Source organism: Nevskia sp. (assembly GCF_023266035.1).
In the GTDB taxonomy this organism is placed as follows: Bacteria; Pseudomonadota; Gammaproteobacteria; order Nevskiales; family Nevskiaceae; genus Nevskia.
In genome coordinates this window covers 1-23,707 of sequence record NZ_JAHFRY010000077.1, presented here as the reverse complement: position 1 = coordinate 23,707, position 23,707 = coordinate 1, and the positions used below count along the sequence as shown (strand labels likewise).

25 protein-coding genes are annotated in these 23,707 nt (G+C 64.9%); 13 read left to right on the top strand and 12 right to left on the bottom strand.

Annotation, left to right across the window (positions count from 1 at the left end; genetic code table 11):
* On the top strand, positions 1 to 1,191 hold a 1,191-nt coding region (locus Q0D45_RS12985), incomplete at its 5' end, for a cation:proton antiporter (RefSeq protein WP_293393472.1).
* A gap of 143 nt (positions 1,192 to 1,334) precedes the next feature.
* Here Q0D45_RS12985 and Q0D45_RS12980 read toward each other — a convergent pair.
* Positions 1,335 to 2,411, bottom strand: a complete 1,077-nt coding sequence (locus tag Q0D45_RS12980) for a GGDEF domain-containing protein (protein WP_293393470.1) — start codon at positions 2,409 to 2,411, stop codon at positions 1,335 to 1,337.
* 217 nt (positions 2,412 to 2,628) lie between these two features.
* Here Q0D45_RS12980 and Q0D45_RS12975 point away from each other — a divergent pair, with 217 nt between their 5' ends.
* Entirely contained in the window at positions 2,629 to 3,939 is a 1,311-nt protein-coding gene (locus Q0D45_RS12975) for an adenylate/guanylate cyclase domain-containing protein (protein ID WP_293393468.1), read from the top strand.
* Here the strand turns inward: Q0D45_RS12975 and Q0D45_RS12970 are convergent.
* A complete protein-coding gene (locus Q0D45_RS12970; RefSeq protein ID WP_293393466.1) occupies positions 3,936 to 4,895 on the bottom strand; it encodes an isoaspartyl peptidase/L-asparaginase in 960 nt (319 codons plus the stop codon). The two genes, Q0D45_RS12975 and Q0D45_RS12970, sit on opposite strands and share 4 nt — an antisense overlap.
* A gap of 142 nt (positions 4,896 to 5,037) precedes the next feature.
* Here Q0D45_RS12970 and Q0D45_RS12965 point away from each other — a divergent pair, with 142 nt between their 5' ends.
* Together Q0D45_RS12965 and Q0D45_RS12960 are read left to right on the top strand one after the other, a co-directional pair.
* Complete coding sequence (locus tag Q0D45_RS12965; RefSeq protein WP_293393464.1) at positions 5,038 to 5,706, top strand: CsgG/HfaB family protein; 669 nt, start codon at positions 5,038 to 5,040, stop codon at positions 5,704 to 5,706.
* 37 nt (positions 5,707 to 5,743) lie between these two features.
* Positions 5,744 to 6,649 (top strand): CsgG/HfaB family protein, encoded by a 906-nt coding sequence (locus tag Q0D45_RS12960; protein WP_293393462.1) that lies wholly within the window; start codon positions 5,744 to 5,746, stop codon positions 6,647 to 6,649.
* A gap of 75 nt (positions 6,650 to 6,724) precedes the next feature.
* Here Q0D45_RS12960 and Q0D45_RS12955 read toward each other — a convergent pair whose 3' ends face one another.
* Both Q0D45_RS12955 and Q0D45_RS12950 read right to left on the bottom strand, forming a co-directional pair.
* Complete coding sequence (locus tag Q0D45_RS12955; RefSeq protein ID WP_293393460.1) at positions 6,725 to 7,333, bottom strand: thioredoxin family protein; 609 nt, start codon at positions 7,331 to 7,333, stop codon at positions 6,725 to 6,727.
* 28 nt (positions 7,334 to 7,361) lie between these two features.
* Complete coding sequence (locus tag Q0D45_RS12950) at positions 7,362 to 9,407, bottom strand: protein-disulfide reductase DsbD domain-containing protein (RefSeq protein WP_293393458.1); 2,046 nt, start codon at positions 9,405 to 9,407, stop codon at positions 7,362 to 7,364.
* A gap of 143 nt (positions 9,408 to 9,550) precedes the next feature.
* Between Q0D45_RS12950 and Q0D45_RS12945 the strand changes: the two genes are divergently transcribed.
* The 4 genes from Q0D45_RS12945 (at position 9,551) to Q0D45_RS12930 (ending at position 12,161) form a co-directional block, all read left to right on the top strand.
* Positions 9,551 to 10,177: a DUF2845 domain-containing protein gene (locus Q0D45_RS12945; RefSeq protein WP_293393456.1), complete on the top strand. Its 627-nt coding sequence runs from the start codon at positions 9,551 to 9,553 to the stop codon at positions 10,175 to 10,177.
* Positions 10,178 to 10,261: 84 nt separating this feature from the next.
* On the top strand, positions 10,262 to 11,434 hold the full coding sequence (locus tag Q0D45_RS12940) for a saccharopine dehydrogenase NADP-binding domain-containing protein (RefSeq protein ID WP_293393454.1): 1,173 nt from the start codon (positions 10,262 to 10,264) through the stop codon (positions 11,432 to 11,434).
* Entirely contained in the window at positions 11,431 to 11,805 is a 375-nt protein-coding gene (locus Q0D45_RS12935; RefSeq protein ID WP_293393452.1) for a DUF423 domain-containing protein, read from the top strand. Before Q0D45_RS12940 ends, Q0D45_RS12935 begins: the two co-directional genes overlap by 4 nt.
* A gap of 56 nt (positions 11,806 to 11,861) precedes the next feature.
* Positions 11,862 to 12,161 (top strand): YciI family protein, encoded by a 300-nt coding sequence (locus Q0D45_RS12930; protein WP_022977627.1) that lies wholly within the window; start codon positions 11,862 to 11,864, stop codon positions 12,159 to 12,161.
* Positions 12,162 to 12,177: 16 nt separating this feature from the next.
* On the opposite strand, the gene Q0D45_RS12925 is transcribed toward Q0D45_RS12930, so the two are convergent.
* Positions 12,178 to 13,179, bottom strand: coding sequence for a hypothetical protein (locus Q0D45_RS12925; RefSeq protein WP_293393449.1), 1,002 nt, complete (start codon positions 13,177 to 13,179; stop codon positions 12,178 to 12,180).
* Positions 13,180 to 13,206: 27 nt separating this feature from the next.
* A complete protein-coding gene (locus Q0D45_RS12920) occupies positions 13,207 to 14,232 on the bottom strand; it encodes an AI-2E family transporter (RefSeq protein ID WP_293393447.1) in 1,026 nt (341 codons plus the stop codon).
* A gap of 97 nt (positions 14,233 to 14,329) precedes the next feature.
* Between Q0D45_RS12920 and dusB the strand changes: the two genes are divergently transcribed.
* Positions 14,330 to 15,322 (top strand): tRNA dihydrouridine synthase DusB, encoded by a 993-nt coding sequence (dusB, locus tag Q0D45_RS12915; protein WP_293393445.1) that lies wholly within the window; start codon positions 14,330 to 14,332, stop codon positions 15,320 to 15,322.
* A gap of 122 nt (positions 15,323 to 15,444) precedes the next feature.
* Here dusB and Q0D45_RS12910 read toward each other — a convergent pair whose 3' ends face one another.
* Positions 15,445 to 15,750, bottom strand: coding sequence for a histone H1-like repetitive region-containing protein (locus Q0D45_RS12910; RefSeq protein ID WP_293393443.1), 306 nt, complete (start codon positions 15,748 to 15,750; stop codon positions 15,445 to 15,447).
* 701 nt (positions 15,751 to 16,451) lie between these two features.
* Between Q0D45_RS12910 and Q0D45_RS12905 the strand changes: the two genes are divergently transcribed.
* Together Q0D45_RS12905 and Q0D45_RS12900 are read left to right on the top strand one after the other, a co-directional pair.
* A complete protein-coding gene (locus Q0D45_RS12905; RefSeq protein ID WP_022977631.1) occupies positions 16,452 to 16,661 on the top strand; it encodes a cold-shock protein in 210 nt (69 codons plus the stop codon).
* A gap of 279 nt (positions 16,662 to 16,940) precedes the next feature.
* Entirely contained in the window at positions 16,941 to 18,086 is a 1,146-nt protein-coding gene (locus Q0D45_RS12900; RefSeq protein ID WP_293393441.1) for a fatty acid desaturase, read from the top strand.
* Positions 18,087 to 18,145: 59 nt separating this feature from the next.
* Here Q0D45_RS12900 and Q0D45_RS12895 read toward each other — a convergent pair whose 3' ends face one another.
* Positions 18,146 to 19,138, bottom strand: a complete 993-nt coding sequence (locus tag Q0D45_RS12895; RefSeq protein ID WP_293393439.1) for an NAD(P)H-quinone oxidoreductase — start codon at positions 19,136 to 19,138, stop codon at positions 18,146 to 18,148.
* Positions 19,139 to 19,264: 126 nt separating this feature from the next.
* Here Q0D45_RS12895 and Q0D45_RS12890 point away from each other — a divergent pair, with 126 nt between their 5' ends.
* Positions 19,265 to 20,512, top strand: coding sequence for a serine hydrolase (locus Q0D45_RS12890; RefSeq protein WP_293393437.1), 1,248 nt, complete (start codon positions 19,265 to 19,267; stop codon positions 20,510 to 20,512).
* On the opposite strand, the gene Q0D45_RS12885 is transcribed toward Q0D45_RS12890, so the two are convergent.
* Positions 20,509 to 20,976 (bottom strand): SET domain-containing protein-lysine N-methyltransferase, encoded by a 468-nt coding sequence (locus Q0D45_RS12885; protein WP_293393435.1) that lies wholly within the window; start codon positions 20,974 to 20,976, stop codon positions 20,509 to 20,511. The two genes, Q0D45_RS12890 and Q0D45_RS12885, sit on opposite strands and share 4 nt — an antisense overlap.
* A gap of 97 nt (positions 20,977 to 21,073) precedes the next feature.
* Here Q0D45_RS12885 and Q0D45_RS12880 point away from each other — a divergent pair, with 97 nt between their 5' ends.
* Positions 21,074 to 21,547, top strand: a complete 474-nt coding sequence (locus Q0D45_RS12880; protein ID WP_293393433.1) for a metallophosphoesterase family protein — start codon at positions 21,074 to 21,076, stop codon at positions 21,545 to 21,547.
* Positions 21,548 to 21,550: 3 nt separating this feature from the next.
* Here Q0D45_RS12880 and arfB read toward each other — a convergent pair whose 3' ends face one another.
* From arfB to Q0D45_RS12865, 3 genes are all read right to left on the bottom strand, one after another.
* The gene (gene arfB / locus Q0D45_RS12875) at positions 21,551 to 21,964 is read right to left on the bottom strand and encodes an alternative ribosome rescue aminoacyl-tRNA hydrolase ArfB (RefSeq protein WP_293393431.1); all 414 of its coding nucleotides are present in this window, start codon (positions 21,962 to 21,964) and stop codon (positions 21,551 to 21,553) included.
* A 3-nt stretch (positions 21,965 to 21,967) separates the two neighbouring features.
* A complete protein-coding gene (locus tag Q0D45_RS12870; protein WP_293393429.1) occupies positions 21,968 to 22,594 on the bottom strand; it encodes a membrane integrity-associated transporter subunit PqiC in 627 nt (208 codons plus the stop codon).
* A 4-nt stretch (positions 22,595 to 22,598) separates the two neighbouring features.
* The coding region (locus Q0D45_RS12865) for an MlaD family protein (protein WP_293393427.1) at positions 22,599 to 23,707 on the bottom strand (1,109 nt) is incomplete at its 5' end.

Here is a 23,707-nt window from a genome sequence, read left to right as displayed (position 1 = left end):
GGTCGCTATCTGTTGCGGCCGATCTTCCGCAGGCTGGCGGCCGTCGAGATGCCCGAAGTGTTCACCGCTGCCGCGTTGCTGATCGTCACCGGCACGGCGCTGGCGATGGAGGCGGTCGGCCTGTCGATGTCGCTCGGCGCGTTTCTGGCCGGCGTGCTGCTGGCCGATTCCGAATACCGCCACGAGCTGCAGGCCGATATCGAGCCGTTCAAGGGCCTGCTGCTCGGACTGTTCTTCATCGCCGTCGGCATGTCGGCGCAGCTGAGCCTGGTCATGCTCGCGCCGCTGGTGGTGCTGGGCCTGACCTTCGGCTTGATCGCGGTCAAGAGCAGCATCCTGTACTTCATCGGCCGCGTCTCCGGCCTGGCCAATGATTCGGCGCTGAAGCTGGCCTTCGCCTTGCCGCAGGGTGGTGAATTCGCTTTCGTGCTGTTCGGCGTCGCAGCCACCGCCGGCATCCTGCAGGACGGCATGAAGGATCTGCTGATCGTCGTGGTCACCGCGTCGATGATTGCCACGCCGCCGCTGTACGCGCTGATCGCGCGCTGGAGTCAGGGCAAGGCCGAACCGCCGGCCTACGATCCGATCGACGCGCCCGAGCACGACATCCTGATCGCCGGTTTCGGGCCGTTCGGCCAGATCGTCGGCCGCATGCTGCGAGTCAAGCGGATTCCGTACACGGTGCTCGAGCGCGATGCGCGGCAGGTGGATTTCGTGCGCCAGTTCGGCAACACCATCTTCTACAGCGATGCCGGACGGGTGGAGGTACTGCGCGCGGCGAAGGCCGACAAGGCACGCTACTTCGTGCTCGCCATCGCCGATGTCGAGCAGAGCCTGCGCATCGCCGAAGTGGTCCGCCGACACTTCCCGAACCTGCGGATCTTCGCCTGTGCCCGCGACCGGCCGCATGCGATGCGGCTGATGGATCTCGGCATCACCGACATCATCCGGCGCAGCTATGCGTCCAGCCTGGAAACCGCTGGCTCGCTGCTGCAAGCGCTGGGCGAACCGGAACATCAGATCAAGCGCGAGCTGGAGCGCTTCCGCCATTTCGATCAGGAAACGCTGCTCAAGCAGCACGCGATCTATCGCGACGAGCAGGCGCTGGTGCAGACCGCCAAGGAGTTCTCGAAGGAGCTCGAACAATTGTTCGAAGCCGACGCGCTCGCTGCCGAAAAAGCGGCGAATTGACGAAACTTCTACAAAACGGTCCTCCAAAAAAAGAAGCCGCGAGAGCAATGCTCGTCGCGGCTCAAGGCTCAGGGTCTGGAGGAGAAACAATGCAGCGGTGTTGCGTTTGCAGCGGAGAAAAGGGGCGGCCAGGTTTTCCGGGGTCAGGAAGCGAGTGCGTAGCGCGGATGGTTCGATGAAGCGATCGACGGTGCTTCGGTGCCGATCTGGCGCTGTACCGTCATCGCCGTGCGGATCAGTGCCTGGGTCGACTGGCCCTGATCCGGATAGCGGCTGTGGCCGATGCCCCAGGTGAAGCGAAAACTGTCGCCGCCCTCGACGATCGGCGTCGACAGCAGACCGCAGAAACCGGTGACGGCTGCGGCGGTGTCGCGCTCGCCCTGTTCGCGAACGAACAGGATCAGGCCGTCATAGGACAGACGGGCCAGCATGTCGTCGCTGGCCAGTTCCTGACCAAGACGTTCGGCCAGCAGCTTCAGCACGCGATTCATCCGCGCATCACCGTGGCGTTGCAGCAGCACCCGGAAATCGCGCAGTTCGGCATAGATGAGGGCGAACGGGCTGGCGTCGCGGCGATTGGCGTCGACCAGTTGCTTGAGCAGCTTCTCGGTGAACAGGCTGCGGTTCGGCAGGCCGGTTGCACCGTCGTAGTAGGCGAGGCGATGCACTCTTTCGACTTCGGCCTGCTCGACTTCGCGCTGGGCGCGGCGTTCTAGCCAACGCTGGTCGAGACGCAGCGCGATCAATACAGCGAGCATCGCGCCGATGGCGATAGAGGCCAGCATCAGGCCACGAGCGATTCCGGCTTCGGCACCCGCCAGCGCCTGGCCGGTGGATTCGATGCTGGCGAACTGCAGGCTGCTCAACAGCGCGCCGATCAGCAGCGCGGCACCGGTCTTCGGGAGCGGCGCCAGATTCAAGGGGCTGCGGCCGATCATGACGATGGCCAGCAGTGCGGTAAGGAACGACGCGATCCAGGCCAGCACGGCATAAATGGGCGTGGCGGCGGTGGCGACGCCGAGGCCGATCGCCAGATCGCCAACCTGATTCATCAGCGGCAGGCTGGCGCCGATCGCGGCAGCGCCAAGCACCTGCCAGATCAGCCGACGCAGCTTGTTGAAAGCGCGTGTCCGGCTGGCCAGATCGATCCCGCAGCCGACCGCGACGACTGCGATGCAGGTCGTGGCGATGAGCAGCGAAATGTCGAACGATCTGTACATGGAATCCTCTTTCGGTCCGGCCATTGTCGGCAGGCGAAGAGGCTGCGAACCCCGCCACCGATGACCGGCACCGATACCGGAACAAGCGGGTTCGATCGGGCTGGCGGCGGAAATGAACGGCGGCGATCGGCCGACCAATGGCGCCGCTGCGCGTCTCATCGCGAGGGCTCGCAAATGTCCGTTCGGACCGGGCGCCGCCGCGCATAATCCAGCCACGATGACCGCAATCATTCCGCAGGTGCTGGTGTCCCTGGTCGCGCTGGGCATGGCCCTGGCGTTCATCTCGGCCGATCGCGAATCGCCGACTTCACGTGCGCTGGCGGCCTCGCTGGCCTGGATCGGCATCGCGATCTTCGTCAATTCGAGCTGGCTGGAACTGTCGCCACATTGGACTTCGGCCGGGGCGCGAATTGGCGGCTGGCTGGCGATCACCGAATCACTGGCCATCATCACGGTGCTGGAATGGCTGCTGCGCGTGCGCCGGACGATTCCCGCCGGTGTGCTCGATACCCGTGGCGGCGACGGCATGCTCCGTCTCGGCCAGGCTTCCGGCCTGCTGTACAGCGTCTTCGCGATTGCCGCACCCGAACTCCGCGCTAGCGAATTCCAGTTCGCCGCCAGCCGTCCGGGGGCGCTCCACCACTTCGGCTTCTGGCTGTTCGCCGCGCCGATCCTGTTCTCCGGCCTGACCGGCCTGATTTCGACCCTGCTGCTGATGCGCCGTCAGCCGGACCGTCCGGAACGCATCCGCATCGTCGGTTTCGCGGTGGCGATGCCGTTCTTCATGATCGCTTTCGTGCTGTCCGAACAGGCGGCGGCGATCAGCACCTTGATAGGCGAAATGATGCTGCTGATCGGGGCCGTGCACTATCACGTGCTGCAGGGCCAGCGCGGCCAGTTCATGTCGCGCTTCCTGTCGTTCCAGGTCGCCGAATTGGTGCGCCAGCGCGGCATGAAGCACGCGATGGAGCAGAACTTTCTCGAGATCACCGTCGTGGTCAGCGACCTGCGCGGCTTCACGGCCTACGCACAGGCAAACCCGAGTTCACGAGTGATCGACGTGCTGCGCGATTACTACGACGAGGTCGGCAAGGTGGTCGGCGAGTACGGCGGCACGATCAAGGACTACGCCGGCGACGGCATCCTGATGCTGGTCGGCGCGCCGCTGCCGATCCGCGATCACGCGGTGGTCGGCCTGCGCATCGCTCATCGCGTGCGCGATGCTGTCACCGTGGTCACCGAGCGCTGGTCCAGCGACAGCCACGCGCTGGGCATCGGCATCGGCGTGGCCAGCGGCTTCGTCACCGTCGGCGTCATCGGCAGTCAATCGCGGCTGGAGTACACGGCGGTCGGTGCCGCAGTGAATCTGGCCTCGCGGCTCTGCGAGCAGGCGCTGCACGGTGAAATCCTGGTCGACGCTCGGACCATGGAACTGGCCGGCGACATCGCGCTGGAGTCGCGGCCGCCGGTCGCGGTGAAGGGCTTTGCCGAGCCGGTCAGCCTGTATGCCTTGCCCGCTGCGATCTAGGACGCATCGTCGCGACGGATCGCGACTTTCACCGCACCCGCTTCATCGAACCAGGCCCGGTACAGCACGCCGGCATTGAACGGCGTGACCAGCGCGCCGTCATGGCTGATCGCGATGCAGCCGCCGACGCCCTGATAGCGGCGGACATCGGCGAGCGCTGCGTCGCAGGCCTCGGCGAGCGAGCGTCCGGCCAGCAGTTGCCCGTGCACGGCGTGGCCGAACAGCGCGCGGATGAAGGATTCGCCGGTGCCGGTGCAGGACACGGCGCAGCTGGCATCGTCGGCGAAGGTGCCGGCGCCGAATACCGCGCTGTCGCCGATCCGTCCCGGCAGCTTGTTGGTCAAGCCGCCGGTCGAGGTTGCTGCCGCGAGATGACCGTAGCCGTCCCGAGCCACGGCGCCGACGGTGCCGAACGCGGCATCGGGATCGCGGGGCGGTGCGTCATCGACGTGGTCGAGCGCGATCGAGCCGGATGCTTTTGCGGAGGCGAGCTGTTCCAGCCGCAGCGGAATGATGAAGTGCTCGGGCGCGACCATCGCCAGACCCAGTTCTTCGGCGATCCGTTCGGCGCCAGCGCCGGCAAAGAACACGTGCGGTGTCTGTTCCATCACCGCGCGGGCGAGGCGGATCGGGCTCGCCACGCGGGATACACCGGCCACCGCGCCACAGCCGCGATCTTCGCCGCGGGCGATTGCGGCATCGAGTTCGGGTTGGCCGTCGCGGTTCAGCACGGCGCCGACGCCAGCGTTGAACAGGGGACATTGTTCGAGACGTTCGACGGCCAGAGTCACGGCATCGAGTGCGCTGCCGCCGTCGCGCAGCAGTCGCGCAGCTTCTTCGGTGATGTCGCGCAGTGCTGTGCGCTGCTCCGTTTGCGGTCCGGCGTCGGCCGGTAGATCGCCGGCGCCGCCGTGCAGTGCGAAGCGGATCAGCTTGGGATTGTGGGTCGGGTTCATGCGCGAATCTTGCCGTGATTCCATGACTGGCGCGCCAGAACGGGACCGGGAACGGAATGGAGCCGCTGTTAAGCTATCGTTCAGACCAGCCGCGTAGCGTCGGCGCACCCGACTCGTGCTGCAACCTTTCCGGAGCTCATCCATGCGCAGTTCTTCCGTGCTTGTCCGTTCTGTCGTCGCCGCGGTCGCACTGATCGCCGCCGGCTGCACCACGTCCGCCACTGTGGTCGATTCGCCGGGCGCGCCGAGCATCCAGCAAGTACAGAGCGAGCCGGCCAACGGGCCGCGCTACCGCATCGCGGTGACCAACTTCGAATACCGCGCTTCCGGTAATCCGGACATCGGCAGCGGCATGGCCGACATGCTCAGCAATGCGCTGTTCAATACCAATCGTTTCATCGTGCTGGAACGCCAGGCGCTGAACGAAGTGACGGCCGAGCAGGATCTGTCGAACTCCAGCCGCTTCAAGAAGGAAACCGCCGCGCCGATCGGCCAGCTGGAAGGCGCGCAGCTGATCATTCGCGGCGCGATCACTTCGTTCGAGTCGAGCTGCAAGGGCGGTTCGCTGATCATCGTCTCGGCCAAGCAGGCCTGCGTGACGCTCAACATCCGCATCATCGATGCCGCCAGCGGCCGGGTGGTCAACGCGACGACGGTCAATGCCACGTCGGCGAACAACAGCGTTGGCATCATCTTCACCGGCGGCGCCTTGCCGGTCGGCCTCGGCGCGTTCTCGAAGACGCCGCTGGAAAACGCGATCCGCAACGCCATCGAACTGGCCGTCAACCACATCGCCAACACCAAGCTCTGAGTCCGGCCGCCGGCAGTGCGCTGCCGGTGAACCTGCCATGCGCAAGCCCTCGCTCCGAACCGCGATCCTGCTGACAGCGGTTGCTGCGGCCGCCGGCCTGCTCGCGGCCTGCACCGGCAGCAAGGTGGTGCGCGGTGACGGCCAGACCATCGAGCAGGCGCGCGCCGAGCGCTACGACGGCCCGAAGTACCGCATCGCCGTCGGCAACATCATCGACAAGACCGATCCGCTGAAGGAAGCATCGGTGGTCAAGCAGGTGATCGCGCTCAATGCCAAGCGGCCGGCCGATCAGCAGCTTGAAGTGTCCGGCATCACCGCCGGCATTCGCGATCTGCTGGTCACCGAGCTGTTCAATAGCGGCCAGTTCATCGTCCTCGAACGCGATGCGTTGAACGTGGCGATCGTCGAGCAGGAATTCTCGCAGTCGGCGCGGGTCGGCGATGAAACGAGGATTCCGCGAGGCGAGCTGGAAGGCGCGGAGTTGCTGGTGGTCGGCGCGCTGACCGCGTTCGATGCCGGTCTGAGCGGCGCGGCGATTCCAATCCCGATACCGCTCGGCAAGAACTTTTCCAGCTTCGGCGTGATGTCGCTGAGCTTCAAGCGCGGCTTCGCGGCACTGGATCTGCGCATCATCGATGCCGCCACTGGCCGGATCGTCGCGTCGACCGCCGTCGAAGGCCGCAACACCAGCTACGGCCTCGATCTGCAGGGCGTCTACGGCAGCGGCTTCGGCTATGTGCCGCTGCCCGGTGTGCTCGGTGCGTTCAGCAAGACGCCGGTCGAAGCCGCGCTGCAGAAAATGGTGACGGCGGCGATCGGCAAGGTCGCCGAACAGAAGCCGAGCAAGACTATCACCACGCCGTTGCCGTCGTCGTTGCCAGCTTCGGTAGTGCCGTCAAAAGAGGTTGCGCCGTCGGTCAAGCCGGTGGTCGGCACGCACTGATCGGCTTCGGCTTGCGGCTAAAACGACGACGGCCAGTGCGCGAGCACCGGCCGTCGTGTCGTGCAGCTGCGGAAATCAGCCGTACTTGACCGAGCAGCCGTAGGGCTTGGTCACCGGCGTGCTGATCGGCTTGCCGGCCAGCGCTTCGGTCAGCGCGACTTTCAGGAACGGCGTCGCGCCCGCGATATCGGCGGGATCGGGGCTGGCGATGCTGTCGATGCCACCGGCATATTCCAGCTTGCCAGTCGGGTCGATCACGAAAAGATGCGGCGTGGTCTTGGCGCCGTACAGGCGGCCGATATCGCCTTTCGGATCGAGCAGCACGGCGGTCGGTGCGGCACCGCGCGCGGCGGTCAGCTTGTTGGCCGCGGCGCCATCGACATAACCCTGCTGACCGGGAGCCGACGAGATCACCGACAGCCAGACCACGTTCTGCGCCGTGAACTCTTTCTGCAGGCTCTGCATGTTGCCGCTGCCGTAGTGCTTCTTCACGAACGGGCAGCCGTCGTTGGTCCATTCCAGCACCACGTGCTTGCCTTTGTAGTCGGCCAGCGACACGGTCTTGCCGTCGCTGTCGACAGCGCTGAACGCCGGTGCCGGCGCACCGACACTCGGTGCCGCCCAGGCCGCTGCGGAGAACGCCAGGCCGGCTGCGATCATTCCCAGATTGTTCATCAGACGCATGTTCAAACCTCCTTAGTGGTGACAGCGGTTAGGGATTCGGGGCCGGCAGGGCGGCGAGCACCGTTTCCGGCGTCAGCAACTGCGGCAGCACGATGGGTTCGGCGGCTCCGGCGTAGACCAGATAGAGCGGCACGCCGGAGCGGCCGAAGTGTTCCAGGGTGCGGGTGATCAGCGGATCTTCGCGAGTCCAGTCGCCTTCCAGCCAGACCACCTTGCGTTCGGCGAAGGCGTTTTTCACGGCATCGGAGGCCAAGGCCACGCGCTCGTTGACCTTGCAGGTGATGCACCAGTCTGCCGTGAAATTGACGAACACGGTGCGGCCTTCGGCGCGCAGTTCGGCGAGCCGCGCTTCCGAGTACGGCTCGTAGCCGACGCCCTGCGCAGCGACGTGGGTCGCGGCAATCTTGGTCATCATCGGACTCGCCAGCAGGGCCAGCGCAGCAGCGATCGCGGCGAGCTTGAGAGCACCGCTGACCAGGCCGGTGCGCTTCCACAGCCACAGCGCGAAGGCGATCAGCAGCAGCCCGAGCAGCGCCACGGTCATGCCGTTGCGGTCGGTCAGGCCGCCGAGCACCCAGATCAGCCAGAGCGCCGTCAGGTACAGCGGAAAGGCCATGAACTGCTTGAAGGTTTCCATCCAGGCACCGGGGCGGGGCAGGGCCTTGGCGAGAACTGGGAAGAAGCCGATCGCGAGAAATGGCAGGGCCAGGCCGAGACCGAGCGCCAGGAACACGCTGATGGCAACCGCCGCCGGCTGTGCCAGCGCATAGCCGAGCGCGGTGCCCATGAATGGCGCGGTGCAAGGGCTGGCGACGGCCACCGCGAGCACGCCGGTGAAGAACGAGGCGCGATAGCCACCGCTGCCGACCAGCGACTGGCCGACGCCCATCAGCCGCGTCCCGAATTCGACGACGCCGGACAGCGACAGGCCCATCGCGAAGAACAGATAGGCGAGCGCGGCGACGAAAGCCGGTTGCTGCAGTTGAAAGCCCCAGCCGATCACCGAGCCTGAACCGCGCAGCACCAGCAGCAGGCCAGCCAGACCGGCGAAAGTGAGCAGCACGCCAGCGGTATAGAACAGCGCATGGGCGCGCTGGCGGGCAGCGGTGGCACCACGGGCTTCGACCAGGCTGATCGCTTTGATCGACAGCACCGGAAACACGCAGGGCATCAGGTTCAGCACCACGCCACCGAGCAGCGCGAACAGCAGCACCAGGAAGTAGTTCGGTGACGGTGCCGCGGCAGGCGGAAGTTCCTCGACCGGCTTCGCGGCGCTGGCCGGCACCAGCGCGACCTTGCCCGGCTTGGCGCTGATCTCCCAGGCCTTGTCCCGATCGCCATCGTGGACGACGAGCACGCCGTCGACCTTGTCCGGCGCCTTGGTGTAGTAGTCGCTGAGCGTCTGCGACAGGCGCAGGCTGCCATCGGCATCCTTGGCCCAGCGTGGCGCGGCAGAATGGCCGATCAGATCGCCGGCGTACGGGAAGAACGAAACCTCGCCGTCGCTGGTGATCGCGCCGCGGCGCACGGCCAGCGCAAGGTCTTTCTGGCTACCGCTGTCATAGACCTGGAAGTTCAAGGTCCAGTCGGCCGGGGCCGGCTGCGGCAGTTCGTTGCGTGCCTTTGCGAAGCCGGCGCGATGTTCTTCTTTGATGGCGGTCGCGGCACTGTTGGCGACCACCGGCAGGCTCAGTTCCAGGTCGGCGCTGCCGGGAACACACAGGTCCTTGCAGACCAGCCATTTTGCTTTCGCTTTCAGGACCAGCGGCGCGTCGGCCGTCAGGCCTGGCGCCAGGCTCAGCGTGACCGGCAGCAACACCTCTTCGCTGTAGCCGTAGTTGACGATGTCGCCCAGCGTTTCGCGGTGCGGATACGGCCATTGCAGGTCGCTGGCGGCAGCGCCTTCCGGCAAGGTCCAGCTGATCGAGGTCGGGATGCCGGAGTCGCCTGGGTTGCGCCAGTAGACATGCCAGCCTTTCTGCGGCGCGATGCGCAGTGCCAGGCTGTTGTCGGCACCGCTGACCAGGGCATTTGCTTCTGAAACCAGTTCGGCTTCGACGTGCTCGGTTTTCACCGCGGCTGCTTGCGCGGAGACGGAAAAGGCGGCGCCCGCAAGCGCTACGAGAATGGTGGTGTACGGTAGAGCGCGCATGGAAACCTGAAGAAAGGCCCGCAAAAAATCCGGAACCGAGCCCGGAAAACCAGAGGAACGCGACAGTGTACGCAGGCGCCCGAAGCTTACAGACAGCCTGCTGCCGGCTCGGTTCCGGCGCATTGCTGCTGTTCCTGGTCTGCGGCGATGTCAGTGCTGGCGACACGCTGCGCTGCGGTTCGAGAATCGTCGCCACCGAGGACACCCAAAGCGAAGTGCGCGCCGCCTGCGGCGAGCCGTCGCTGCGCGATGTCCAGCCCCAGTTCGATCCGCGCCGGGGCCGCAGCTTCAACGATACCGAGGTCTGGACCTACAACTTCGGCAGCAACCAGTTGCTGCGCCTGCTGCGTTTTCGCGGCGGCCGGCTGGTGGATATCGACACCGATGGCTACGGCTTCGTGCCGGCCGAGAACCCGCGCTGCACGCCGTACGACCTGGTCGACGGCCTGTCGAAATACCGGCTGCTGGCGCGTTGCGGCGAGCCGGTCGAGCGTCGCGAGATGAGTTTGCTGAGCCCGGAGATTCGCCGTTATGGCCGGCGCAGCCAGCAGGGCGAATTCGTCACCGCGATCTATCGCGAGGAATGGGTCTACAACTTCGGAGCGCGCTCGCTGCTGCGGCGCGTGCTGCTCGAGAACGGCCGGGTCGTGGACATCGAGGACGATGGTCGCGGTTACGACGATCCGCGCTGATCACCACAGCACTAGCGTTCTTCAAACTGGCTTCGGAAAACGCGCACAATTCCTGCGTCAACGCCCCACCAACCGGTGCCCGCCATGCCCCGCAGCCACGATCTCGTCCTGTTTGGTGCCACGGGCTTCACCGGCGGGCTGACGGCCGAATACCTCGCTCGGCATGCACCGGCAACGGCGCGCTGGGCGCTGGCAGGGAGGAACCTTGCCAAGCTCGATGCGGTACGCACGCGGCTGGCGGCGATCAACCCAGTTTGCGCCAAGCTGCCGTTGATCGAGGCCGACAGCGGCGATACCGCATCGCTGCTGCAACTAGCCGAATCGACCAAGGCGGTGATCACGACCGTGGGCCCTTACGTGCACTTCGGCGAGCCGCTGGTCGCGGCCTGCGCCGCCGCCGGTACCCAGTACGCGGATCTGACCGGCGAGCCGGAGTTCGTTGATCGCATGTGGCTCAAGCATCATGAAACCGCGAAGCAGACCGGCGCACGGCTGGTGCACTGCTGCGGCTTCGACAGCATCCCGCACGATCTCGGCGTCTACTACACGGTGCTGCAGCTGCCGGATGATGTGCCGATCCGCATCAACGCTTATGTCAGCCTCGATGCCGAGTTCTCGGCCGGCACCTACCATTCGGCGATCAATGCGTTCGGCCGCGCCGGGCAGTACGCCGGCGTGGCGATGGAGCGGCGGCGGCGTGAAGCACCGCTGATCGATCGCTGCATCGGCAGCAGTCCGCAGCACTTGCGTCGTCATCCCGAACTCGGCACCTGGGTGGTGCCGTTTCCGACCATCGATCCCCAGGTGGTCAAGCGTTCGGCGACGACGCTGGAACGCTACGGCCCCGATTTTCGCTACGGACATTTCCTGCAGATGGATACGTTTTCCCAGGTCGCAAAACTGATCGGCGGCGTCAGCGCCGTGGCTGTCGCCTCGCAGCTGAAACCGGCGCGCAACTGGCTGCTCGGCCGCAAGGATTCAGGTGCAGGACCCAGCGAGGCGAAGCGTAGCGCCAGCTGGTTCCGTGTCCGTTTTCATGCCGTGGCCGGCGATCGGCGGCTGATCACCGAAGTGCGTGGTGGCGATCCTGGCTACGACGAAACGGCGCGGATGCTCGGCGAGTCCGGCTTGAGCCTTGCGTTCGATCGGCTACCCAAGCGCGCCGGCCAGTTGACCCCGGCGGCAGCGATGGGCGATGCACTGCTGAAGCGACTGCAGCGTTCTGGATTGATCTTCCGCACCGTGGAGCCGGCATGAGCGCGAAACTGATGGTGATGCTGGCCGGCGTGTTCGGCTTCCTCGGCGTCGGCTTCGGTGCCTTTGGCGCTCATGCGCTGAAAGCGCGGCTGACGCCGGACCTGCTGGCGATCTATCGCACCGCCGTCGAGTACCAGTTCTGGCATGCGCTGGCGCTGATGGCGGTCGGTCTGCTGGCGATGAGCCGGCCCGGACCGCTGCTGAGTGCGTCCGGCTGGTGCTTCGCGTTCGGCATCCTGCTGTTCTCGGGCAGCCTGTATGCGCTGGCGCTCAGCGGTGTGCGCGTGCTCGGCGCGATCACGCCGATCGGCGGGCTGTTGTTCCTGGTCGGCTGGGTGCTGCTGAGCGTTCACGCTGCGCGGACCTTGTGAGCACGCGCGCCCGGCGCGGCTAAACTGCCGGCCCTCAACCTAGCCGAGCATCCGCCGTGAAGCACTTCCTGCTGGAAAGCACTTATCTCGTCGCCACCGAACAGCTGCTGTCCGTGCGGCCGGCACATCGTAGTTACATGCAGGTCGGCATCGATCACGGCCTGCTGTTGTTCGCCGGCCCGCAGGCGAGCGGCGTCGGCGGCCTGATTCTGGCGCGGGCCGATTCGCAGGCGACAGTCGAGGAGTTCTTCGCTTCCGATCCCTACGTCCGCGAAGGCTTTGCCCGCTATCGTTTCGTCGAGTTCACGCCGGTACTGCACGCGCCGCTGCTGGCCGACTGGGTCGGTCCGGCCTGAGTCCCCAAGCCTGGCTTCAGTGCTGGGTGGCGGCCGCGCTGCGCAGCAACTGCTGGTTGTAGCGGGCGATCTGGGCGATCGCGGAGAACGAGAAACCGCCGGACGCATGCAGCGGGGCAGTCGCCGCGGCGAGTACCAGACTCAGGTGCACCGTGGTGTCGTTCAGGGCATCGCCGATCAGCGGATTCGGCGCGTGGCGCAGGCCGTCGAGCACGTCGAGCAGCGAGCGGATGCGCACCAGCGTGTGATCGCGGGTGACGTCGTCGCCAAGGATTGTCGGCCGTACCGCACGGGCCGCCGCTTCGAGCGGATGGGTATCTTCGGTGATCACCGCCGTGATCCGGCCATCCTGGCTCAGGGTGGCCACCGCATGCTCGCTGCCGGCCGATGCTTCCGGCTTCTGGGCCAGGCTGGCGTAGTGCATGAAGTAATCGTGGAAGCGATCCGGGCGGATCACCCGCACCGGCTCCGGCGCTGATTCGGCACGATCGAGCGCGGCGGCGCAGGCGTCGAGATGCAGGATGATCGAGCGCATTTCGATCAGCGCACGGCTGCCGACGGCAGCGTTCTCGTCCGCGAGCGCGGCATAGAAACGGCTGATCGCATTCGACAGCGGCACGTGGATCGCATCCGGCGATTGCTCGGCGATCGCCATGTGCCGCATCAGCCGTTCGGCATGCGATTTCAGCGCCGGCAACTGGGCGAGTGCTTCCGGCACGAAGCTGGCGACGGCGGCGCAGGCTTCATCAAGTGCGATGCTGTCATCCGGCGGGGTTTCGTCGAACACCAGGCGATGGTGGGCCGCCAGCGTGGCGCGGGCGAAGACCACCAGCACTGCACCGCGCGTCCGCGCATGGCGGACGGCTTCGATGACCAGAGGCCAGGCGTGGTCGATCGCCGTGCCGTCCTCGAACAGATAGCCGTCGAGATCCTCGTACAACTGGGTGATCAGTTGCTCGGAAAAATCGTGTGGATGCGGCGGCTCGCCGACGGTGGCCGGATCGTGGGCACTGACCATGGGTTTCGGTAGTTTCAGTTGGGGAAGTCAGGTCAGACGCAGGCGCGTCAGCTCTTCCTTGAGGTAGGCGTAGAAGATCGGCGCGGCGATGATGCCGCTGAGCCCGAAGGCCGCCTCCATCACCATCATTGCGATCAGCAGTTCCCAGGCGCGGGAGCGAATCTGCGAGCCGATGATGCGGGCATTCAGGAAGTATTCGAGTTTGTGGATGACGATCAGGTAAGCCAGCGAGATGAACGCCAGTTCCAGCGAATGGCCGATGCTGACGGCGACGATCACGGTGTTCGAGATCAGGTTGCCGAGGATCGGCAGCAGGCCGGCGATCCAGGTCACCAGCACCAGCGTCTTGACCTGGGGCAGATCGACGCCGAACGCCGGCAGGGCCACGCCGACATAGATCCAGGTGAACAGCGCGTTGATCGACGCGATCCAGGTTTGCGCAAACACCACGCGGCGGAATGATTCGGCGAGCCGTGACGAGCGCTCGACGATCGCACGCGCCAGCGGTCCGCGCGTATGACCGGGCGTGGCTTCACGCAAGGCCAGCATCGCGCCGACCACCATGCCGATCAGGATGTGGGCGAGGCCGCGGCCGAACGAGCGGCCGAAGCCCTGCACCACGCTCGAATGTTCGCGCAGCCAGACGACGAGATCGCCGCGCAGCGCTTCGGCATCGCTGGGCAGCGATTGGACGATCCACGCCGGCAGGCGGCTGCGCGAGTTGTCGATCGCTTCAGCCAGCCGTTCGAGCAGCGCCGGCACGCTGTCGGTGCCATTGCGAAGGAAGTTGCCGATGCCGAGCACGGCCGCCGTCAGCAGGCCGACGACAATGATGGTCAGCAGCGCGACGGCAACCAGCTTGGCCGGCTCGCGGCCCAGCGAGGCCACACGCAGGCGTGCAGCCAGCAGGTGCACGAGTTCATAGACCAGCAGGCCGGCAAGCAGCGCCGTCAGCAGGTGCAGGTAGAGCACGGCCACCATGGCGGCGACAGCGGCGAACAGCGAAAAGGCGTCAGCCCGGCTGAGGCGCGAACCGTTGACAGTCGAATTCATGGGGCATCTTAAAGGACCACGCCGACAATGACGTGACCGATGGAAGTCTATGACGCGTCCCTGCACGTCGGCGACGGCAATCGGCGAAAATGGCGCCGTGAAAATTGGCAAGCATCTGATCGAACCCGCCCTGATCCTGGCGCCGATGGCCGGCGTCACCGATCGGCCGTTCCGCGTGCTGTGCCGTCGCCTGGGCGCCGGGCTCGCGATATCGGAGATGACGATCTCCGATCCGCGGATGTGGAAAACAGAGAAATCGCGCACCCGGATGGACCACGCCGGCGAGCCCGGCCCGGTGTCTGTGCAGATCGCCGGGCACGATCCCGCCTTGCTGGCCGCTGCCGCACGCCACAACGTTGCGCACGGGGCCGACCTGATCGACATCAACATGGGTTGCCCGGCGAAGAAGGTCTGCCGGGTCGACGCCGGTTCGGCGCTGCTGCGCGATGAGGCGCTGGTGGCGAGAATCTGCCGGGCGGTCGTCGAGGCAGTTCCAGTGCCGGTGACCTTGAAGATCCGCACCGGCTGGTCGCGGGCCGAGCGCAACGGTGTGGCGATTGCCCGCATCGCTCAGGACTGCGGCATCGCGGCACTCGCCGTGCACGGCCGCAGCCGCGAGGATCGCTTCGAAGGCGAAGCCGAGTACGACACCATCGCTGCGATCAAGCAGGCGGTCAGCATTCCGGTGATCGCCAATGGCGACATTCGCACGCCTGAGCAGGCGAGGCAGGTGTTGCTGCGAACCGGCGTGGACGCCCTGATGATCGGCCGCGCGGCGCAGGGAAGGCCGTGGATCTTCCGCGAGATCAGTCATTACCTGAGCACTGGCAGCCTGCTGGCCGAGCCCTCACGGGAATGGATCGGCCATCTGCTGGTCGAGCATCTTGCGGCGATGGCCGATCTGTATGGCGAGGTGCAGGGCACCCGGATCGGCCGAAAGCATGTCCGCTGGTACTGCGAGGATCATCCCGGTGCCGATGACTTCTGGCGGCAGATCAGCGCTGAAACCTGTGCGCTGCGTCAGCGGCAGGCAGTGGCCGAGTTCTTCGGAATCGAGCCGGAACCTTCGGCGATCGCCGAGGCGGCCTGAGCAAAGTCTCCTGATGGAGGCGGCTCGACGCGGTTGTTATCTCAGTGTTTTGCCGGACGTCGCCGACAAAAAAGGCTCGGCATGGAACACGCCGAGCCCGGCAATGTACACCGCCGTATTAGTTACGCAGGCTTCTTGGCAACAGCTTTCTTCGCGGCAGCCTTCTTTGCCGGGGCCTTCTTGGCAGCAACCTTCTTCGCAACAGCCTTCTTGGCAACCGCCGGTTTGGCAACTGCTTTCTTGGCAGCCGCCGGCTTGGCGACAGCCTTCTTGGCTACGACTTTCGTTGCGACTGCTTTCTTCGCAACAGCCTTCTTGGCAACCGCTTTTTTCGCGACGGCTTTCTTGGCAGCAGCTTTCTTAACAGCCATGGGAACCTCCCAACATTCAAGGAAATGACCCGATTGATCAACGCCTCTCGCTGACAATTACGAAGTCACATCCAATAGTGTCATCGCTGGACATCAAACACAACATCTAGTAGGCGCTTCTCGGAGGCTTGCGATACACGGTGCACAAAAGCGGTTTGTCCGGTCGGACGCTTTCCTGATTGATCGGATCGATGAACCTTGTCGTGACGGGGTCTCCGCGTCGTTGCTGCAAGACTTACAGGCACATTTGGCGTATTGGCCGCCAAGCTTCGCTTGGGCAAATTTGCATGCCTCAGCATGAGGCCGGCGTGCCAACCGTTTGTCCGCTCGCGAACGGCCGACTCCCTGATGGTTCCGGGCAAGGCCCACTCACATTTGAATCCGTGCGAAACCCGATGCATAAAAGGTGACTGCCACTGTTTCGCAAGGGGCTCGATATGGGCGGGTCAGCAAGGACGCTGAATTGTGTCGCTCGTGATAAAGCGGTGGCCCGAAGCCGGCTGCGAATGCTGCTACGCAACGTCAAAATTCAATTGGGACGCGTGTTGCAGACTTCCGTCCGGCTTGTTAGACAGCAGCGGAATTAGCGCGTACAGTGCGGCTGCAGTCGTTTCAAGCAAGGTATTTACCGTGGTCAGTTTCCCCGCTACAAACGGGTGCTGTCAGTATCCCGGCTACATTTCTTGATCGCCCGCAAATACGACACTACCTCTGGTGTCGGTACTTTTTTGTCAATTCACCGTTAAAGGAATGTAGCAATGTCAGACTCGATGGGCACCGTTAAGTGGTTCAATGACGCCAAGGGCTTCGGCTTTATCACCCCGGCCGATGGCGGCGAAGATCTCTTCGCGCACTTCAAGGAAATCCAGGGCACCGGATTCAAGACCCTGAAAGAAGGTCAGCGCGTTGAGTACAAGGCGCAGCGCGGCCCGAAGGGCATGCAGGCCACCCAGATTCGCCCGCTCTAATAAGCGCGCGTATTTGAAAAACCGCAGCTTCGGCTGCGGTTTTTTTATGTCTGACGTTCGGCGGTTGTGGCAGCTTGAACGCGTAACCATGTCCGCTTTCGACACCGGTCTTGAGAATGACGCCGCTCGCCGTCATCAAAGAGACGGGCTCGGCAGCAATAGGTGAAAATGCTGAGCTTCCCGGTCTCTCGCTTCCGGGCTGCCTGGCCTGCAAGGGCGGTCGCAGAATGGTCCTTGGATTGCCGATAAAGCGAAATAGCCCTTCAACGAGTCTGCTCGATGACTGCTGCAAATCCTGCTTCTTCCCGGCCGGCGATCAACAAGCCTGCCTACGCGATGTTCACGATCAGCACGGCGCTGCTGCTGACGGTTTTCCCTTGGTACCTGTTCAACTATGACGTCAGCGCCAGCGCCTGGGTGGCCGGTGTCGCGCTGCTGTATGCCTGCGGCTTGTCGATCACTGGCGGCTATCACCGCTTGTGGGCGCATCGCGCCTATCAGGCGCATTGGAGCCTGAAGGCGTTCTATCTGCTGTTTGGTGCGATGGCGTTCCAGAACTCGGTGCTGGTCTGGGCTTCGACCCACCGCATCCACCACGCCAACGTCGACGATGTCGATCACGATCCGTACTCGATCAACCGTGGCCTTTGGTATGCCCACATCGGCTGGATGCTGCGCGACTACCCGAGTGCCCGCACTGATTACTCGAACGCTCGCGATCTGCTCGACGATCGTCTGGTGATGTTCCAGCACAACTATTGCCTGCCGCTGGCGCTGTTTATGAACATCGGCTTCCCGCTGCTGCTGGGCTGGGCGATGGGCGACGTCACGGGTTACCTGATGGTGGCCGGCCTGCTGCGTCTGGTGGTCAACCACCACGTGACCTTCCTGATCAACTCGCTGGCCCATTACTGGGGCCGTCGTCCGTACACGATCGAGAACACCGCGCGGGACAACGACCTGCTCGCCTTCCTGACGTATGGCGAGGGCTATCACAACTACCACCACCTGTTTCAGTGGGACTATCGCAACGGCGTGCGCTGGTGGCAGTACGACCCGACCAAGTGGCTGATCGCCTCGCTCTCCTGGGTGGGCATCACCCGCGAACTACGCCGGGTGCCGGAGTTCCGCATCCAGCGCGCGATGCTGCAGCGGCAGTTCGATCAGGTGCGCGAGCGGCTCACCGGCTGCAACAACGAAGGCCGGGTCGCCGTGCTTCAGCAGCGTTTCGAGCACGAGCTGGAAACCTTCAAGGCCACCGTCAACGCCTGGAGCCATCTGCAGAGCCAGCGTATCGAAGCGGCGCGCGACAAACTTGCTGACCAGTGGCAGCACAGCGACATGCGTCAGCAGTTGCTGGTGCTGGAGGATCGCCTGCGCGAGCAGCGCCAGCGTATGCAGCCGCTGCATTGGCAGACCGCGTGATCGCCATGCGGTGAACAAAAAACCGCAGCTTCGGCTGCGGTTTTTTGTTGGGCGGTCAGTTAGTCGATGGTCAGCACGATCTTGCCGACATGGGCGCTCGATGCCATCAGCCGATGTGCTTCGACGACAGCGGCTAGCGGAAATGTCGCGTGGATCAGCGGCTTGATCTGGCCATCGGCAATCAGCGGCCAGACCTTGTCCCGGAGCGCGGCCGCCAGGGCGGCTTTCTCGTCATGCGTCTGCGGCCGCAGCATCGAGCCGGTGATGACCAGGCGCTTGCGCATGATCGCGGTGAGATCGATGGTCGCCGCCGCGCCACGCTGGAAGCCGACCAGGATCAGCCGGCCATCGACTGCCAGTGCCGCGAGGTTGCGCGGCGTGTAATCACCACCGACGATGTCGAGCACGGCGTCGACGCCGTGGCCGCCGGTTTCGCGCTGGATCTCGGCGACGAAATCGCTGCTGGCGTAATCGATCGCGAAATCAGCGCCCAGGGCGCGACAGGCCGCGCACTTGTCAGCACCGTTGGCGGTGGCGAATACGGTGGCGCCGAAGGCTTTCGCGAACTGGATCGCGGTGGTGCCGATGCCGCTGGTGCCGCCGTGGATCAGCACCGATTCGCCGGCCTTCAGCCGGCCCCGCGAGAACAGGTTGCCCCAGACCGTGAACGCTGTTTCCGGCAGCGCCGCAGCTTCGATCAGGCTGAGCCCGTCAGGAATCGGCAGGCAGTGCGCGGCAGGCGCCACGCAGTATTCGGCGTAGCCGCCGCCCGGCGTCAGCGCACAGACCGGATCGCCGATCTGCCAGCCCCCAACCTCGGTACCCAGCGCCGCGATCGTGCCCGCCACTTCCAGCCCGAGAATCGGCGAGGCCGTCGGCGGCGGCGCATAGACGCCCTGGCGCTGCAGCAGGTCCGGGCGATTGACGCCGGCGGCAGCAACCTTGATCAGCACTTCGTTCGGGCCAGGCGCAGGGCGGGGGCCTTCGACCAGCCGCATGACTTCGGCAGCGCCCGGTCGGTCGAAGTGGATGTAACGATGGCTGGTGTTCATGGCGCACTCTAGCGGCATCAAACAACACAAGTGTTCTGTTAAGGTTTTGCGACACGCCGGCCACCCGGCCGCACTCATGACTACAGGCCCACGCCATCAGCCGCGCCGGGCAGGAGCCCCGTTCAGATGGTCCTATTTCAGCCGATGAAGGTGCAGATCGCGCGCGACCTGCATCCGATCACCACGATTGCCGATGACGTCGAAGCGGCCGGGCCGCGTGGGGGCTTGAGCGCTGCCGACACCAAGGCGATCTGGGCCGCGCTGAAAAGCCTGTACCGCAGCGGCGCCTATCCCGGCATCGCGTTCTGCCTGCGGCGTCACGGCGAGCTGGTGTTCAACCGTTCGATCGGCCACGCCGAGGGCAATGGCCCGGCGGACAGCGCTGCCGTGCCCAAGCGTCTGCTGACGCCCGAGACGCCGATCTGCCTGTTCTCGGCATCCAAGGCCGTCACCGCAGTGCTGCTGCACAAGCTCGCCGAAGACGGCGGCATCCGGCTCGAAGAGCGGGTCAGCCACTACCTGCCGGCATTCGCGCAGGCCGGCAAGCGCGACACCACGATCAGCGATGTGCTCGCCCATCGCGGCGGCTTCCCGACCATGAAGATCGCCAAGATCGAGCGCAAGGTCGAGCTGATGGAGGATTGGGATCGGATCATCCGCCTGATCTGCGCCGCCCCGCCGACCTCGGGCAAGCAGATGTCCTACCACGCGATCACCGGCGGCTTCATCCTCGCCGAAGTGCTGCAGCAGGTGACCGGCACGAGTCTGTCCAGCTATCTCGATCAGCACATCCGCAAGCCGCTGAAGATGAAGCACTTCACCTATGGCATCGGCAAGCAGTACTGGCCGGAAGTGGCGATCAACTACGAAGCCGGTGCGCTGGTGCGCTTCCCGATCTCGACGGTCGCCGAGCGGGCGCTGTTCGTGCCGTTTCCGGAAGTGGTGCGCGCCTCGAATACCGACAGCTTCAAGCAGGCGGTGATTCCGGCGGGCAATATCTTTGCGACCGCCGACGAGACCAGCCGCTTCTTCCAGATGCTGCTCGATGGCGGCGTTGCCAACAGCCAGCAACTGCTGAAAGCCGAGACTGTTGCTCGCATCGCCCGGCCACTCGGCCGGATGAATTTCGATCGCACCCTGATGATCCCGATGCGCTACAGCGAAGGCATGATGCTCGGTGCCAAACCCGCTGGCATGTACGGCCCGGACACCGCCGACGCCTTCGGCCACCTGGGGTTCATGAACATCCTTGGCTGGGCCGACCCACGCCGGCATATCTCTGCCGGACTGCTGACCACCGGGAAGGCAATCTTAGGCACCCATCTGCTGAGCTTGAGTCGCCTGCTGGCGACCATCTCCAGCCGCTGCGCCTAGCGTTTCGGCTTCAGCATCGTGCCGGTGCAGGTCGGCGCGCCGCAGCGGCAGGCCCAGATCTTCTTCAGGCGCGCGGTCTGGCGGCAGTCGAGGCGGATGCCGTAGTCGAAGGTCAGCTCTTCGCCCTGGTCGATGTCGCGCAGGGTTTCGATGACGATGCGATCGAGCTTGGGGTTCTTGCCCGGGTCTTCGATCACGTACGGCTTGCAGTTCGGTTCGCAGCTGTGATTGATCCAGCGCGCATCGTTGGAATCGAAGTTGCCATCGACGACGTAACGCTCGTTCAGCGTGAACAGAAAGGTGTGGCCGGATTCGACAGTGTCCGAATAGACCTTGTCGATGTAGGCGTGGGTTCGCAGGCGGCCGGTGTACTCCATCACCTCGATGCCGGAGGCCAGCGGCTTGGCGGCAAAAACCCCATTGCCGTGGATCGCGGAACGACGGGTGACGGTGTTGCCGGACATGCGTGGACCAAGGTCGAGAGTGCGACATTGTGATCCAGAAACCATGCCGCCTGCATGCCGGGCATGCCCTTGCCGACAAGGCTATTACACTGCCGCGATGATTTTTCCACCTGCCGTCATCGGCCTGATTTCAGACACCCACGGTTTGCTGCGCGAGCAGGCACTTGCTGCGCTCGCCGGCGTCGACGCGATCCTGCACGCCGGGGACATCGGCGATGCGGCGATTCTCGAGCAACTTGCCAAGATCGCGCCGGTCACCGCCGTGCGCGGCAACAACGATCGCGAGCCTGCATTCGAGGCCGTGCCGGAAACGGCGACGTTGAATGTTGGGGGCATCGCAATCCATCTGCTGCACGATCTGAAGCTGCTGCTGGCCGATGATGCGGCTGCCGCTCAGGTCATCGTCACCGGCCATAGCCATCGGCCGCTGATTGAGCCGCGCGATGGCCGGCTGTACGTCAATCCGGGCAGTGCCGGGCCGCGTCGTTTCAGCCTGCCGGTCACTGTTGCGAAGCTGCACATCGCTGCTGATGGCGGCGTGCAGGCGGAGTTGATCGAGCTGATTCTGTAGCGATCAGTCGTCGACGCTGCGCCGCAGCGTTTTCAAGCCGCCGCGCCGGGTCTTGTCGTCGACTCGCTGTCGCTTCGATGCGCGGCTGGGCTTGGTCGCCCGGCGGGCAACCGGCACATGCAGCGCGCGGACCAGCAGATCGGCGAGGCGCGCCAGTGCGGCATCGCGATTCGCTTCCTGGCTGCGATGCTGCTGCGCCTTGATGACCACCACGCCATCGCGGGTGATGCGCTGATCGGCGCGCAATAGCACTCGTTCCTTCAACTCGTCAGCAAGACTGGACGCGCGAATGTCGTAGCGCAGATGGATCGCGGTCGAAGTCTTGTTGACGTTCTGGCCGCCAGCGCCTTGCGAGCGGGTGGCGGTCAGCTCGATTTCGGCCAGCGGAATGCTGAGCCTGTCGTTGACGAACAGCATGGTTCAGCCCGCTTCAGCCGCCACGCAGACATTGCTGGCCTTGCCGGCGTTCAGCGCTTCAAGGCCCTGGGCGATGCGTCCGGCCAGCACGGCCAAGGCACGCTGGTGACCTTCGGCAAGCGCATCGAAGCCGCCGGCAATGCTTGATTCGACGCGGCTGTCGCAAGTCGCGCTCCTGGCGGCATCGCTGGCGCTGCTCACGGTCCAGGTTGCGTCGATCAGCGCCTGGCTGCCCAGGATCGATTCGAAGCGCCGCAGGCTTACCCGGACCCGGTACAGCGGCAGGCCTTTGGTTTCGCTGGCGCTGGCGTAACCGATGTCGGGTACGCCAAGTTTCTGGGTCAGCGCCGCGCTGAGCGAGGCACGAACCTCGTCGGCCAGCGGTGCGATCCAGCGCTGGCCTTCGACCGGTGCCAGCCGGCCGGCGCTTTCGCGGATCACGATCTTCGGCGTATCGACCTGGGACGGAATCGTCACCGCGCCAAGTTCGATGCGGAACGCCGGGTCCTGCGCGGGGGCGGCATCGCGGGTCGCGGCCGGCAGCAGCGTGTAGAAGCGGATCGGCGCCGCACTCTGGCAGCCGGCGAGCAGGGTGAGGGCGGTCAGTGCAGCGAGGCTCGGGTTTCTCATCGGATCAGTTCCGTGGCGCATCGGTCGCTTTCCCTGGCTGAGGCTGTGGCTCCACTTCGACCGGCCTGCCGCGCAGCAGCGCTTCCGGATGCTGTTCGAGGTATTCGGTCAGGGTCCGCAGCGAGGCCGCAGTGCGGTTCAGTTGTTCCAGCGTGCGCCGCGCGTCCTGCTGCAGCGGTGCTTCTGGCGAGGCCAGATTCTGGTCCAGCGACTTGATTGCAGCGCCGGCTTCGGCCAGGGTTTTCTTGGCCTGCGGTGCCACTTCCTGATCGAGTGTCTTGAGCAAGGAACTGGCGTTGTTCAGCGTGCTGCGCAGATCGCCGGCCAGGGCTTCGAACGGAATCTTGTCGAACTTGGTGACGATACTTTCGATCTGGGTCTGGATTTCTTCGAGGCTGCCGGGCGCAGTCGGAATCTCCGGCATGCTGTCTTGCGAGATGCTGACTTTCTTGGTGCTGCCCGGCTTGAAGAACAGCGCCACGTACTGCTGCCCGGTCAGCAGGTTGCCGGCGCGCAACTGGGCATGCAGGCCCTGGTTGATGAAGCGCTGCAGCACCTTCAGCGGCGGACGGCCTTCGCCGCTGTCGAGCGCGGTCAGCGTCTTGTAGGCCGGGCCGAGGCGCTCCAGGAACAGCTCGATCATCACGTCGGTGTAGAAGCTCTGCCGCACGCTGTCATATTGCGGTTGCATCGATTTGACTTCACCGATGACCACGCCGGAGAAGTCCACCGGCGTGCCCACCGACAGGCCGCGCGTCGATTGGCGAAACACCAGCAAGGCGTTCACGGACGGGCCATCGACCGGCGCCAGCGCATCGGCAATCTTCGAGAACAGCTCGAAGCTCTGCTCGGCCGGCGCCCGCTCGCCGGGATTGTTCGGGTCCGGTGCCTGGAAGGCGATGCCGCCAGCAAGCACGGTGGCCAGTGACTGAGTGTTCAAGCGCAGCCCTTCTGACGACACCGCGAGATCAACGCCACCGGCATTCCAGAACCGGGTATTGCGGGTCACGAAGCGATCGTATGGCGCTTCGACGAACACCTTCACGGTGATCTTCTTGCCATCTTCATCGAGCGCGGAATCGACGACCTGGCCGACCGCCACCCGGCGGAAAT

Excerpts from the sequence above, each read along its gene's own strand:
- Q0D45_RS12895 (WP_293393439.1), bottom strand. The coding sequence starts at position 19,138 with ATGAACACCAGCCATCGTTACATCCACTTCGACCGACCGGGCGCTGCC.
- Q0D45_RS12905 (WP_022977631.1), top strand. The coding sequence starts at position 16,452 with ATGTCAGACTCGATGGGCACCGTTAAGTGGTTCAATGACGCCAAGGGC.
- Q0D45_RS12885 (WP_293393435.1), bottom strand. The coding sequence starts at position 20,976 with ATGTCCGGCAACACCGTCACCCGTCGTTCCGCGATCCACGGCAATGGG.
- Q0D45_RS12940 (WP_293393454.1), top strand. The coding sequence starts at position 10,262 with ATGCCCCGCAGCCACGATCTCGTCCTGTTTGGTGCCACGGGCTTCACC.
- Q0D45_RS12870 (WP_293393429.1), bottom strand. The coding sequence starts at position 22,594 with ATGAGAAACCCGAGCCTCGCTGCACTGACCGCCCTCACCCTGCTCGCC.
- Q0D45_RS12880 (WP_293393433.1), top strand. The coding sequence starts at position 21,074 with ATGATTTTTCCACCTGCCGTCATCGGCCTGATTTCAGACACCCACGGT.
- Q0D45_RS12900 (WP_293393441.1), top strand. The coding sequence starts at position 16,941 with ATGACTGCTGCAAATCCTGCTTCTTCCCGGCCGGCGATCAACAAGCCT.
- Q0D45_RS12920 (WP_293393447.1), bottom strand. The coding sequence starts at position 14,232 with ATGAATTCGACTGTCAACGGTTCGCGCCTCAGCCGGGCTGACGCCTTT.
- Q0D45_RS12960 (WP_293393462.1), top strand. The coding sequence starts at position 5,744 with ATGCGCAAGCCCTCGCTCCGAACCGCGATCCTGCTGACAGCGGTTGCT.
- Q0D45_RS12975 (WP_293393468.1), top strand. The coding sequence starts at position 2,629 with ATGACCGCAATCATTCCGCAGGTGCTGGTGTCCCTGGTCGCGCTGGGC.
- Q0D45_RS12980 (WP_293393470.1), bottom strand. The coding sequence starts at position 2,411 with ATGTACAGATCGTTCGACATTTCGCTGCTCATCGCCACGACCTGCATC.
- Q0D45_RS12955 (WP_293393460.1), bottom strand. The coding sequence starts at position 7,333 with ATGCGTCTGATGAACAATCTGGGAATGATCGCAGCCGGCCTGGCGTTC.
- Q0D45_RS12925 (WP_293393449.1), bottom strand. The coding sequence starts at position 13,179 with ATGGTCAGTGCCCACGATCCGGCCACCGTCGGCGAGCCGCCGCATCCA.
- Q0D45_RS12890 (WP_293393437.1), top strand. The coding sequence starts at position 19,265 with ATGGTCCTATTTCAGCCGATGAAGGTGCAGATCGCGCGCGACCTGCAT.
- Q0D45_RS12965 (WP_293393464.1), top strand. The coding sequence starts at position 5,038 with ATGCGCAGTTCTTCCGTGCTTGTCCGTTCTGTCGTCGCCGCGGTCGCA.
- Q0D45_RS12935 (WP_293393452.1), top strand. The coding sequence starts at position 11,431 with ATGAGCGCGAAACTGATGGTGATGCTGGCCGGCGTGTTCGGCTTCCTC.
- arfB (WP_293393431.1), bottom strand. The coding sequence starts at position 21,964 with ATGCTGTTCGTCAACGACAGGCTCAGCATTCCGCTGGCCGAAATCGAG.
- Q0D45_RS12970 (WP_293393466.1), bottom strand. The coding sequence starts at position 4,895 with ATGAACCCGACCCACAATCCCAAGCTGATCCGCTTCGCACTGCACGGC.